Raw genomic sequence first — 12,121 nt, 5'->3', positions numbered from 1 at the left:
AAGCAGCGATTAATGGTGTACCCACTTATTCTGCGCAGGGACTGTAATGGTGTTCAGGGAAAGATATTGCTGATTGAGATTTGTTTTAAAAAAAAGGAGAATATTGAGTAGATTTTCTGTTCATTTATTTTGCTCTTCTCTTTTACAGGTATCCGTCTATCATCCCTCTAGAGGGTTTTTCATCTCCTCTTCAGGACGATGATCAGTACGCTCAATAGCCCGATCGCTGCAACAGCAGCAAGCGGCAGCCCACCTGATTTTTCTGTTGCGGGTGGTGTAGTCTCTGTAAGTGTAGCTGAGACGGGTGTGGTCTGCCGGGCGCTCACCTGCACCGTCTCTATCCAGTCGCTGTACCCCTGCATCTTCAGGGTGATCACATTGCTCCCTGATGCGATATCAGGAACATTAACTGGTGTAATGCCCCGGAAGAGGTTGTTAATATAGACCTCGGCGCCTGAGGGGTTCGAGGTAAGCTCCACAGTACCGGTGGTCACCAGATCTGGCTCGGGCGAGGGAGAGGGCGCCATCTGGTCCATTGTTCCGGTCACATATTTAATCCCTCCACCTGTTACGGTCGCACCAGTTGTGTAATCGTAATAACCGGTTTTTCTCAGCGATATTGTGTGCTTTCCGTTTGGAACTCCGACAATATCGAAATAATCATTTAAGACGGTGACTCCCTTGTAATGGCCATCGAGATAGATCGAAGCGCCGGAAGGATTCGACCGAACTGCAATAGATCCTGTGGATGGGGTGGCAAGTGTCAGATATGGATTGAGGGTCGTGGTCTGGCTGGCAGCTATCCCAATTGATTCTGTATATGGCTGGTACCCGGCAAGCCTGAGTTCAAGCGTATGGGTGCCGGGGCTGAGAGATCCGACGTTCATGGGGGTATGGCCATGGTACGATCCATCGACATAGACGTCCGCACCAGGGGGTTGCGAACAGATACTCATCACTCCGGTTGTGGGTGTGATAGGAATGAGTGATGCGGAGATGGTAGTGGTCTGGCCGGAGCTTGCAGAATAGATGCCTGACCATGATTCATATCCGGGGTACTCTACCTGGACACGGTGCGTCGTCCCGGTGGTTATGGGGTAGTCAGGAAGAGGGGTTGTTCCGGTATAGACTCCATCTATCCGGATGGTTGCACCATGGGGGAGGGAGTCAATTGAGAAGTAGCCGTCGACAGCTGGTGTTGGCGTTGGCTGAATCTTTTCAAGTACTACGTGTACGGTTTTAGTCTCTCCCGCAGCCGGATGAGGTGCTGCGATTGTCTTTGAAATGTATCCTCCTTCTGAAATGACAATAGACTGGGGTGGAGTTCCTGTCACATAGACTTCAATATCGAGTGGTGTTATCCCCTTGTGTACTCCATCCAGCGTGACATCGGCTGTGGCTGGATCTGAGGTGACCCTGATAGTCCCTACAGTACCGCCGATTGGTGGGATCAGAGGTCCAATCGGTGCAGGAGTAGGAGTCAGTGTTTGAGTTGCGGTAGGAGCTGGTGTTTGAGTTGCGGTAGGAGTCGGTGTTTGAGTTGCGGTAGGAGTCGGTGTTTGAGTTGCGGTAGGAGCTGGTGTTTGAGTTGCGGTAGGAGCTGGTGTTTGAGTTGCGGTCTCATTATCAACTGCTGAGACAGGCATTGCCACAATGAAGAGTGTCGTAAGAATAATTAATGTCAGGAGAAGGAGTGTCCTGTTAGCGATCCAAATTCGGGTATTCTGCATATTCTTTCATTTGGCATTTTTTTGTTTAAGCGTTTTCATTTTTATATGACAGAGCCCCCCAAAACGATATCCCTCCTGATTGTATGGGTCTGTAGACCCGACGATGATTCCAGATAGATTTAATCTCTGTTTAGAATATCGGGAAAGAGATGATTCAAATGAATCAACATGCGATCTATCCGGGAATTGCCGTTTTATTATTACAGCTATTCTTGCTGCCTGTGCGGCAGGCTGCACTGGTGTGGAAACTGCCGATCCTGCTACTTCCACTCTGGTCCCAGGGGATACTGAGCAGAGTATCAACGCCTATTCTGCTCTCACCGCCTCACAGGTGGAAATAGATCGGATGCTCAGGTCGATAGATTCAAGGTTGCGCATTCTGCTATGCCAATCGCTGTTACAGACTTATCGGGGATGCCACATCGGCCGAGATGCAGCGGCTCTAAGGTACGAGTCCGAACATTCCGAGTGCAGAAGTCTTTGATGAGGATCCACGGTTCATCACGATTTATCCTGACGATCCAGAGGCACGTGGGGTTGACATCAGTGATTTTCGGGATACTCTCCATGTTGTGAGGAATGGTAGGCATATTCTCTTCAGGTCATTCCTTTCTGCCGAGAAGATCCCAGGCCGCGTGGTGATCACGCACCCGGTGTTTGGATCCAAGGAGAAGATCTTTGGCTGCATCAGCGGCCTCATCACCCCGCAACAGCTATCCCTGAGGTAACAGAATCGTATTTCACAGATCCAAATCTCCGCCTGATCTTCGACCCGGTTAATACAGCCATCCTCTATGATCGCGACCCGGAACAGATCGAACTATCAATTGATGCTCAAATCTATACCAGATCACCCATTTTGCATACGATGGTCGGGAAGAAGAGGGTAAATCCAATTGGAACAGGAATGAACGAGTTCGTCAATTTGGTGTCTGGTGAGATTGTGAAGAAAGAGATCCTCTGGACAAAGGCTGGCCTCCACGAACCGAATGTAGGGTTTTGGTCTTCCGGGTGATTGAATTGAATCGTTAAGATGGTTTCCCTCCCTTTTCCGGAGATTCTTTTTTATTCTCCCGATACAGATTACCATGTATGAGATCCATATTAACTGTCGATGCCCCCCCGCACAAAGTCGTCGGGATCAGGCGAACCGGATATTATGAAGAGATTGGAACGATGATAATGGAACTTGCATCTTTCATTGAAGAACACAAAATCACTGTCATCGGTCCTCCCGCATTTATCTGCCACGAAGATTCGATGGATGCCGTGCGGGCAGCAGCAGAAGCCGGAACTGCCGATATTGAAGTTGCCTTTCCAGTTGAAGGGGATGTGAAAGGAAGCGATAATATCCATGTCTATGAGCTCCCCGGTGGAAAGATGGTTCGGATCATCCATATGGGGCCATACCATGAGATGACGGATACCTATCAGGAACTCTTCAGGTGGCTTGGAGATAATCATCTCACCATCACAGGACCCGTGCGGGAAGTTTACATCAATGATCCAAAGACCACAGAAGAGGATCTCCTGGTGACCTGGATATACGCCCCAATCTGATTATTTTTATAAAGGCCAGAATAAGTGTGTGTCTGATAATTAGGTGTATTTTCGTGCATAAACCTTATACCCGATAAACTCAATTCTCTTCCATGAAACCACCCGGTTCAGTCATTCATCCAATCAGCGTCCTCTATGTTGATGACGAGCCGGCACTTCTTCAATTATGTAAGATCTATCTTGAGCGAAGACAGGAGTTTCTTATTACCGTCTCCGAGGGTGCAACAGATGCACTGGCTCTTTTATCAGAACAATCATTTGATGCGATCATCTCGGATTACCAGATGCCCGGTATGGATGGTCTTTTGTTCCTGAAGCATCTCCGTGATATTGGAAATGACACACCGTTTATTATCTTCACAGGAAAAGGCAGGGAAGATGTGGTTATTGAGGCATTGAACAGCGGTGCAGACTTTTACCTCCAGAAAGGCGGTGATCCAAAGTCACAGTTTGCTGAACTTGCAAAGAAAATTCAATATGCCGTTGCAAGAAAGAGGAGCGAACGTGCCCTCCGTGAGAGCGAGGATAGGTACCGGAATGTTATCGAAGATATGGATGAGCTGATCTGCCGGTTCGATCATGATGGCCGGATTATCTTTGTTAATAGCGCATATTGCCGCCATTTCGGCTTATCTGAAGATGAGATCATCGGGAGCAGGTTCAGGCCAGAGATTCATCCCGATGATCTGGAAAAGGTATCCTCTCTTTACGCGAGCTTCACACCGGATCACAATTCAGATATTATCGAGCAGCGTGTGGTTATGTCGGATGGGCGGATTGTCTGGCAGCGGTGGAGTACGCGGGCAATCTTTGATGAGAAGGGATCAATCCTAGAATACCAGTCAGTCGGCCGTGATATTACGGGCCTGATGGAACGGGATATTGAGCTTCAGAGAGCCAATGACGAACTCAGTGCAGCAAACGAACAACTCACTGCAATCGAAGAAGAACTACGGCACCAATATGAGGAGCTATCTTCCGCCCAGAATGAGATCCTCCTATCTGAGGCACGATATCGGGCTATCTTTGAATATACGAGTGCTGCTACGATCATCATCGAGGAGGATACGACGATATCCCTCGCCAATACTGCATTTATAGATTTAGCCTGTTCAACAAGGAAGGATGTAATCGGGCGGAGCTGGACCGAATTTGTCAGCCTGGATGATCGGAAGCGGATGCTCACGTACCACCAGCAGAGAAGAGATACGAGTGGCCATCCACCCAGAACCTACGAGTTCACTTTCATTGATAAGAATGGAGGCACCCACTCCACCCATATAACAGTTGGAATGATTCCTGGAACACACCAGTCTGTTGCCTCATTCTATGATATCTCTGACCGTGTCGAGATGGAAGAGGCGATCAGGAAGAGTGAGGAGCAGTACCGGATGATCACCGAGAATATCACCGAGACGATTACAGTCCTCGATCTCTCGATGAAGATCATCTATGTGAGCCCTTCAATTACAGCTTTACGAGGTTTTTCTGTTGAAGAGGTGATGGGACAGTCGTTAGCAGATATATTAACTCCTGACTCCCTGAGCATCGCTATTGAGCGGCTTGAACAGGAGATGTGGCAGGAAAACGAGGGTTCTGCTGATCCGGACAGGGTTGTTATTCTCAATCTTGAAGAATACCGAAAGGACGGCTCAACGATCTGGGTCAGTAATACGATGCGTTTCCTCAGAGATGACGAGGGCAGACCTGATTCAATATTAATACTCGCACGTGACATTACAGACCAAAGAGCAGCAGAAGAAGCGCTGAAGGAGAATGAGCTCTTTAACAGAACACTGATAGAACATCTCCCCGACTATATTCTTCTTTATGGTGCTGATGGCAGAATCCTGTATATCAATTCGTTAGCAGCAGATGCATTGGGATATAAAGCAGATGAAATGATTGGAACTGACGTCATCACCTATGTAGCAGAAGAATACCGTGACAGTATTCAAAACAAGATAACTCTTCGACTGCAAAATATGGATATGCCCTCATATGAGATTGAGATTGCCTCAAAAACCGGCGAGCGGTATTCTGTCCTTATTAAAGGCGCACTCATCAGATACCACAATAAAGATGCAGTCCTGCTTGTCCTTACTGATATTACTGAGCGTAAAGCAGCGGAGATTGCGCTTCATAACGCCAATAAAAAACTACAATTACTTTCCGGCATCACGAGGCATGATATCCAGAATACGCTTACCGTTTTGCAGGGTTACCTTTCCCTGGCAATTGATCAAAATAATGATTCTGCTCTCAGCACCTACCTGAATGAGATAGCAGTTGCCGCAGACACTATTGATGAGCAGATTGCAGTTACGAGCCAGTACGATGCCTGTGGACCAAACACCCGCTGGCATAAAGTCTCAGAATCTCTCCCGGTACTTCTGCCTGGTGCCATCACAATTAAAAATGACTGTAATGGACTCTCCATTCTGGCCGATCAGATTCTCCAGAAAGTTTTTTCCAACCTGCTGGACAATACGCTCCGGCACGGTCAGAAAACAACACAGGTACATCTCTTTTTTGAAATACAAGGTGATGAATGCAGAATTATCTGGGAGGATGACGGAATAGGCATACCTGATGACCAGAAAGAGATGATATTTAAGCGAGGTTTCGGGAAGAACACCGGCTTTGGTCTCTTCCTCAGCAGGGAGATCCTGCTTATTTCAGGGATAACCATTCATGAAAGAGGTACATATGGAAAAGGAGCGCGATTTGAGCTTTATATCCCGAAAGGGATGTGGCGTATAGATACCTGACACCTTCGTTTGCATATTCTGACTACACGCCTTCTTTTTAACTTCAAAATAATCCGCAGTTTACACAAGCTTTTTCCAAATCCCCGCTCTTCACTGTAATGGAGTGATGAATCATATGCAGAACCGCTATCTCATGCCAGCCCTCCTCCTTGGCATACTTGTCATGGTGGCAATCATCGGATATGCCCTGACAAACCCCCCTGTGCCATCCCAGGAAGGCGGGCCGGTAAAATTTGGATCTGAACGGGAAGTACAGGAGTATCTCATCGGATTTGATCAGGCAACCTATACAGACCAGTGGATGAATACGGCAAAATCCGAAGATATGGCAGTGATGCCCCCTGGTGCCCAGGCAGAAATGCCGATCCCGATGCCCACAGCTGCCGGAGGCGCTGTTGAATATTCAACGACGAATATCCAGGTTCAGGGGGTGGATGAGGCGGATTTTGTAAAAAATGACCAGAAATACATCTATCTTATAACCGGCGGCAGATTCGTCATTGTCGATGCCTATCCGCCTCAGGATGCCCGAATTGTTTCCAATAGAAGCCTCACCGGAAACCCGCGTGAGATGTACCTTTCAGGTTCAATGGTTGTGATCTTCTCTGACGAAACGATCGAAGAGTTCCAGCAGGTTGAAGGTAGTGCAGCCCCGGTTCCTGTCAGGCGCCAGGTGGCGCGGGCAGATATCTATGATGTTACTGACCGCTCAGAGCCAACACTGATCAGGTCGATTTCGGCATCAGGCATCTACGCCTCCTCCCGGATGACCGACGGGATTGTGTACCTGATCACCCAGGAGTACCCGCAGAGGCGGGGATCAGATATCCCGATGCCGGTGGTGACAGATGGAAGCAGTACCTCGACACCTGATATATGGCGGTTCGATGATCTCGAAGGCCCATTCATCTTCCAGACGATCACCGCCTTTGCACCGGCGCGAAGTTCATCCATTTCAACAGAGAGCTATCTCGTCGGCTATTCATCGACCTTCTATGCAACCCCGGCACATCTCTACGTAGCCTATACGCACTATGGAGATCAGTACCGGTATGGCTGGATGAGACAACCAGGGGGAACAGGCCCCTCGACGATCATCCACCGGTTTGCACTGAATAGGGGAACCCCGGAATGGAAACAGAGTATGAACGCACCAGGCACTCTCCTGAACCAGTTCTCACTTGATGACTATCAGGGCCACCTCCGGGTTGCCACCACCGTAGAGGAGTACGGTTCAGGTGGTTTTCAGACCTCCTCCAGCATCACCATCTTTGATCAATTGGGTACAATCACCGGAGAGATCAACGGGATTGCACCGACCGAGCGTATTTTTGCTGCTCGTTTTATCGGGGACAGATGCTATCTGGTTACATTCCGCCAGATCGATCCATTCTTCGTAATCGATCTCGCCGATCCACAGAACCCGAAGATCCTCGGCGAACTAAAGATACCCGGATATTCCGATTATCTCCATCCCTTTGACGATCATCATATCATCGGGATAGGAAAAGACACGGAAGAGATGGCATGGGGAGGCTTCACTACAACTGGTGTTAAGGCTGCCCTCTTCGATGTTACCGATGTTGCACATCCGGCACTGAAAGATTCGGTTACCATCGGCGGCTCAGGGAGCGATTCGGAGGTCCTCCGCGATCATAAGGCATTTTACTTCAATTCCAGGACTGGCGTGATGGTGCTCCCTATCACCGTGGCACAGGGATATGGTGCAGGCTATGTCTGGCAGGGATCCTATGTATATGAGATCTCACCTGACTCGGGCTTCATCCTCAGGGGAACGGTACCGCAGTACAGGGGAGATGAACCGCCGGACCCCGGCCGCTGGCCGACAGCAGTCAAACGATCCCTCACCATCGGTGATATGCTTGCCACCATCTCGGAGAACACCGTTGTTCTCGTTGATATTCGGGACCCCTCAAAACAGTACGGCTCGATCGACCTGCCGGTTTCTGTCAGGAGATATAATGGGAACATCCTGCGGGATGTTCCGGTTCCGTCTCCTGCTTAACATTTTCTGAAACATTTTCAAAGGAGAAAAATTTCCCTCCACTTTTATTTTTTGAAAAAATAGATCCTCTTCGAACCAGTTCCACGGTATCGAATCAATTATGACGTTTAATGAAGCTCCAATTATAAAAGGAGGATATTTATGGCCTTCAATTGTAATAATACCAACTCCTGTACCGTAACTTCCTGTGCCTACCCTCATCCAAATCAGGGCCTGTTGCTGCCGTGATTGCCCGCACCCCTATGATATCCCAACACTTCTTCAGGTGAAAGGGGAAAAGGGGGGATTGCCGGAGCGATGAAATGTCACAGGACAGCAGATGTGTCCTGGTGATGGAAGCGGCTTGTAAGCGTTTGTCTTTGAGGGTGATCAGTTGGGATTAGTGGTTGAATGGTGATTGACCCCTCTTCCACTGAATGATATTCATGATGGCGCTTTCAGCGCTCAGGCTGGCCCAGCTGGCTGTCAGAAGATACAACCACCATCATGCCCTAATACCACTCTCACGGCTCTTCGCCGGATGCACAATCGTGAACCTCTTATCTCACCAGCTGCACAATAGTACCTGATGAACCCGGACTGTATGCGTGAGGCGATCCGCATGGCCCGAATCGGGATAAACAAGGGTCAGTCGCCCTTTGGCGCATGTATCGAATGCAATGGCGAGATCGTCGCATCTGCCCACAATCAGGTTTTCGGCCGCAATGACAGCACTGCACATGCAGAAATCATCGCGATCAGGGAGGCAGAAACCCGTTTGAAGAGCATTGACCTTAAAGGATGCACCATGTATGCAACAACCGAGCCATGCCCGATGTGTTTTACCGCATGTCACTGGGCAAAGATTTCCCGGATTGTCTACGGAACCTCTATCAAAGATGTACAGGCGCTTGGGTTTTCAGAGATGACCATTCCAAACACCATTATGCAGGAGATCGGGGGAAGCAGAATTGAGATCATTGGTGGCCTCCTTCTTGAAGAGAACCTGGCAATCCTCCACGAATGGGAACAGAACCCAAACAGAAGGATCTATTAGAAGACCGCGACAGAACAATCTATCCCCGTGCTGCAAGCCTGCACTCACATCGGCCGATCGTAAGTACAACGGTTACTGCAAAGATTGCCGGGATAACGAAGGCAAGGGAGAATGATGAGAACTCGGCGATAATACCTGTCAGGAATGGAAGCAGGAAAAGCCCGCTGTATGTTGCAGTATTATAAAGCCCCATCATTGCCCCCTGTGGTGCGCCGGTCTCTGCGAGGAATGCCATCTGGGAGATGATAACAACCCCAGCAAATGCGCCGAGCAATGGAAATCCAATGGGGGTTATTAAACAGATAATAACAGATCCGGCGATACCTGCTGCAGCAATTCTGATCGTTATAACCGGGTCGAGCCGGATATGCGAGACAACCAGCACCGCAATCATTGTTGCAAGGTTCATACTGGCAATATAGAGTCCTGTTGCGAGGGGATCATGTCCGCCAAACTCCGGGTAGAGGGCAGTTGCTGCTCCGGTTGTCCCGACGATGACTATTGCAGAGTACCAGAGCCATTTATACTGGATCAGATAGCGGGGAAGCTCAGTTGGCAGAGTTGCCCGCCTCTCTGTTGACCGGGTCATGAGCAGTGAGAGGAGAAATGCCACCCCTGCGAGGATGGTGAAGACAGCAAGTCCGGATCGAGGATCACTAACTATAGAGACGATCCAGCCGGTTCCGGCAAGTCCGGCAAGAAGACCGGCATTCAAAGATCCCATAAAGAAACCGGAGAGGCGGGTATGATCAGGATCTGCATTCAGAAGCGACATTGCTGATGCAATCAGGAGTCCTGCACCGACACCTTCAAAAATCCGTGCCAGGATGATAATCGTGGGAGAGATGGTTGTTACGAGCACCAATCCTGATAGTATTGTTATGCCAAGGCCGGTTCTGATTAAAAGCTTAGATCCGATCCGATCGCTTGCAAGCCCGGCTGGAAAGACAGTTAAAAGCGCTCCAAAAAAATACGCTGAAAAGATGATCCCCTGAAGGGCAGACCCCTCCCCAAACGCTGGAAGTACTGGCACAATAGCATTTGAGAGTGCCATTACCCCAAATACACCAAGAATAGGGGGAAGTCTGTTTCTCATTATACCATTCGATAGGTCTCAAGATTCATGGGGGAATGGGTCTGGATATGGAATTTTTTATAAATCGAACTTGCTAAATCGAGTGTTTTGCTCTCTTCTCCATGAATACAGAATATCCGCTCTGGTTTCGGATGTATCTTGCCGATAAAGCTCATCAGCTGCCTCCTGTCAGAGTGTCCCGAGAACCCTTCGACTGTTGTCACCTCAAGGTTAATAGTTATTGAACCTTTGGTGCCGATTGGAATCTCACGCCAACCCTTCTGGATCCGCCGTCCAAGGGTTCCATCTGCCTGGTACCCGACGAATACGAGCGTGTTGCGTTCATCTGCTGCAAGATTATGGAGATACTCCATGACCGGGCCGCCATTCATCATACCGGATGTGGTGATGATAACGGATGGATCTCCGTTGATCACAGCCTCACGCTTATCGGAAGAATCGACCTGCTCAAAACATTCAGAGAGGAAAGGATTCAATCCCTCACGGAAGATCTGGTTTCTGAGATCCGAATTTAAGTATTCGGGATAGGTAGTATGGATGGCTGTTGCCTCTTTTATCATGCCATCAAGGAAGATCTTGATTGCCGGAAGATCTCCCTTCCGAATCCCTTCCTCAAGCGCAAGCATAACTTCCTGCGAACGGCCAACAGCAAATGCAGGAATGATGACCTTTCCGCCTCTCTCGATGGTCCGCTTTATCACTTCATAGAGCTTTATTTCTGCATCCTTGCGTGACGGCGTCATATCATGAGCGGCACCATAGGTGCTCTCCATAAAGATCGCCTCAAGACGCGGAAAGTTGGCAGTTGCCGGGTTGAAGAGGCGGCTTTTGCTATAGTTAAAATCGCCTGTAAAAGCAATGTTGTATAGCCCATCCCCAACATGGAAATGTGCAATCGCCGATCCAAGAATATGGCCTGCGTTGTGGAACGTGAGCTTGATATCCGGTGCGATATCAGTGACAGATCCATAATTTAAGGTAATAGAATTCTTGACGTACTGTTTCACTTCATTCGAGGAGTACGGGGCTGGCCGATCTTCTTTCCTGATCACCTCAAGGTAATCGAGCTGGAGCATCGATGAGAGATCCCGTGTAGGAGGTGTCGAATAGATTGGGCCATTGAAACCATACCTGAAGAGAAGTGGAACCAGTGCGCAATGATCAAGATGTGCATGAGTGAGGACGACAGCATCAAGATTGGTCAAAGGCTGGATCTCTGGCACGCCGAGGAATGGTGTGGCGCCATTTGTTGCCCCGGGCTTCTCGCCACAGTCGATCAGTATCCGGCTCTCCGGGGTCGATAAAAGGAAGGCCGCTCTTCCGACCTCACGACAGCATCCGAGTGTGGTAACCCTTACCCATTGATCCTTTGCGATGATATCCCGGTGGATACGCCTTCCGCTCATACGCAGAAATTCTTTCCTTTCATCACGGCTTGCCCGGAGGTACTGCCTGATCTGCTTGACAGTTGAGCTCTCGATCGGCGGAGTCCTGACAACCTTTGGCGACCACCCGATGCTTTTTGTGATATCCCTGAGTGTTGATCCATTCTTCCCGATGACAACACCGGGCTTTTCCGCCTCGATCAATACCTCTCCGGTATCAGGATCAAAGAAGATATCGCTGATGCCGCCATTTTCAGGAACAATTCTGGTAATTTCATCATAGGCCTTCTCAGGATCCTCCAGGACATTCGGGCGCACCACAATCCGCTTCCTGAGATCCCGTGCAAGCACACGGATCAGATCTGCCTGATCGGCAAACACCTTTGGATCATCTGTATAGATTACCAGTTCAGGACCTTCAAATTCAACATTGGATACCGTTATACCTGAAGGTACTTTTCGGTTAATCAGCTCTCTCAGCTCTTTGAGTCTATCCTCAATTAACATGGAATCTTCC

Annotated in this window: 9 protein-coding genes; 6 read left to right on the top strand and 3 right to left on the bottom strand. The window is 49.0% G+C overall.

The genetic code is table 11. The annotated features are described in order from the left end of the window. Positions 1–179 precede the first annotated feature (179 nt). Complete coding sequence (locus FTO68_RS01645; protein WP_255331612.1) at positions 180–1,730, bottom strand: PEGA domain-containing protein; 1,551 nt, start codon at positions 1,728–1,730, stop codon at positions 180–182. 572 nt (positions 1,731–2,302) lie between these two features. Between FTO68_RS01645 and FTO68_RS01640 the strand changes: the two genes are divergently transcribed. The 6 genes from FTO68_RS01640 to FTO68_RS01615 all read left to right on the top strand — a co-directional run bounded on the left by FTO68_RS01640 (position 2,303) and on the right by FTO68_RS01615 (position 9,123). Then, entirely contained in the window at positions 2,303–2,458 is a 156-nt protein-coding gene (locus FTO68_RS01640) for a hypothetical protein (protein WP_255331611.1), read from the top strand. 140 nt (positions 2,459–2,598) lie between these two features. Beyond that, complete coding sequence (locus tag FTO68_RS01635; protein ID WP_255331610.1) at positions 2,599–2,745, top strand: hypothetical protein; 147 nt, start codon at positions 2,599–2,601, stop codon at positions 2,743–2,745. A gap of 77 nt (positions 2,746–2,822) precedes the next feature. After that, a complete protein-coding gene (locus FTO68_RS01630) occupies positions 2,823–3,290 on the top strand; it encodes a GyrI-like domain-containing protein (RefSeq protein WP_255331609.1) in 468 nt (155 codons plus the stop codon). A 92-nt stretch (positions 3,291–3,382) separates the two neighbouring features. Further along, on the top strand, positions 3,383–6,061 hold the full coding sequence (locus FTO68_RS01625; RefSeq protein WP_255331608.1) for a PAS domain S-box protein: 2,679 nt from the start codon (positions 3,383–3,385) through the stop codon (positions 6,059–6,061). Between the two features lie 115 nt (positions 6,062–6,176). After that, positions 6,177–8,087 carry a beta-propeller domain-containing protein gene (locus FTO68_RS01620; RefSeq protein WP_255331607.1) on the top strand — a complete coding sequence of 637 codons (1,911 nt, stop codon included), beginning with the start codon at positions 6,177–6,179 and terminating at the stop codon, positions 8,085–8,087. 568 nt (positions 8,088–8,655) lie between these two features. After that, a complete protein-coding gene (locus FTO68_RS01615; protein ID WP_255331606.1) occupies positions 8,656–9,123 on the top strand; it encodes a nucleoside deaminase in 468 nt (155 codons plus the stop codon). 19 nt (positions 9,124–9,142) lie between these two features. Here FTO68_RS01615 and FTO68_RS01610 read toward each other — a convergent pair whose 3' ends face one another. After that, positions 9,143–10,219, bottom strand: a complete 1,077-nt coding sequence (locus FTO68_RS01610) for an MFS transporter (protein ID WP_255331605.1) — start codon at positions 10,217–10,219, stop codon at positions 9,143–9,145. Then, positions 10,219–12,111, bottom strand: a complete 1,893-nt coding sequence (locus tag FTO68_RS01605; RefSeq protein WP_255331604.1) for a beta-CASP ribonuclease aCPSF1 — start codon at positions 12,109–12,111, stop codon at positions 10,219–10,221. Before FTO68_RS01605 ends, FTO68_RS01610 begins: the two co-directional genes overlap by 1 nt. Between the last annotated feature and the right edge of the window lie 10 nt (positions 12,112–12,121).

Source organism: Methanocalculus taiwanensis (genome assembly GCF_024372745.1).
GTDB classification, from domain to species: domain Archaea; phylum Halobacteriota; class Methanomicrobia; order Methanomicrobiales; family Methanocorpusculaceae; genus Methanocalculus; species Methanocalculus taiwanensis.
Note: the sequence above shows the minus strand (reverse complement) of the source record. Positions and strands in the feature narration are given on the sequence as shown.

What these genes read in the sequence shown, in the direction of transcription:
- FTO68_RS01645 (WP_255331612.1), bottom strand. Translation starts at nt 1,730, where the DNA reads ATGCAGAATACCCGAATTTGGATCGCTAACAGGACACTCCTTCTCCTG.
- FTO68_RS01635 (WP_255331610.1), top strand. Translation starts at nt 2,599, where the DNA reads ATGGTCGGGAAGAAGAGGGTAAATCCAATTGGAACAGGAATGAACGAG.
- FTO68_RS01630 (WP_255331609.1), top strand. Translation starts at nt 2,823, where the DNA reads ATGAGATCCATATTAACTGTCGATGCCCCCCCGCACAAAGTCGTCGGG.
- FTO68_RS01625 (WP_255331608.1), top strand. Translation starts at nt 3,383, where the DNA reads ATGAAACCACCCGGTTCAGTCATTCATCCAATCAGCGTCCTCTATGTT.
- FTO68_RS01620 (WP_255331607.1), top strand. Translation starts at nt 6,177, where the DNA reads ATGCAGAACCGCTATCTCATGCCAGCCCTCCTCCTTGGCATACTTGTC.
- FTO68_RS01615 (WP_255331606.1), top strand. Translation starts at nt 8,656, where the DNA reads ATGAACCCGGACTGTATGCGTGAGGCGATCCGCATGGCCCGAATCGGG.
- FTO68_RS01610 (WP_255331605.1), bottom strand. Translation starts at nt 10,219, where the DNA reads ATGAGAAACAGACTTCCCCCTATTCTTGGTGTATTTGGGGTAATGGCA.
- FTO68_RS01605 (WP_255331604.1), bottom strand. Translation starts at nt 12,111, where the DNA reads ATGTTAATTGAGGATAGACTCAAAGAGCTGAGAGAGCTGATTAACCGA.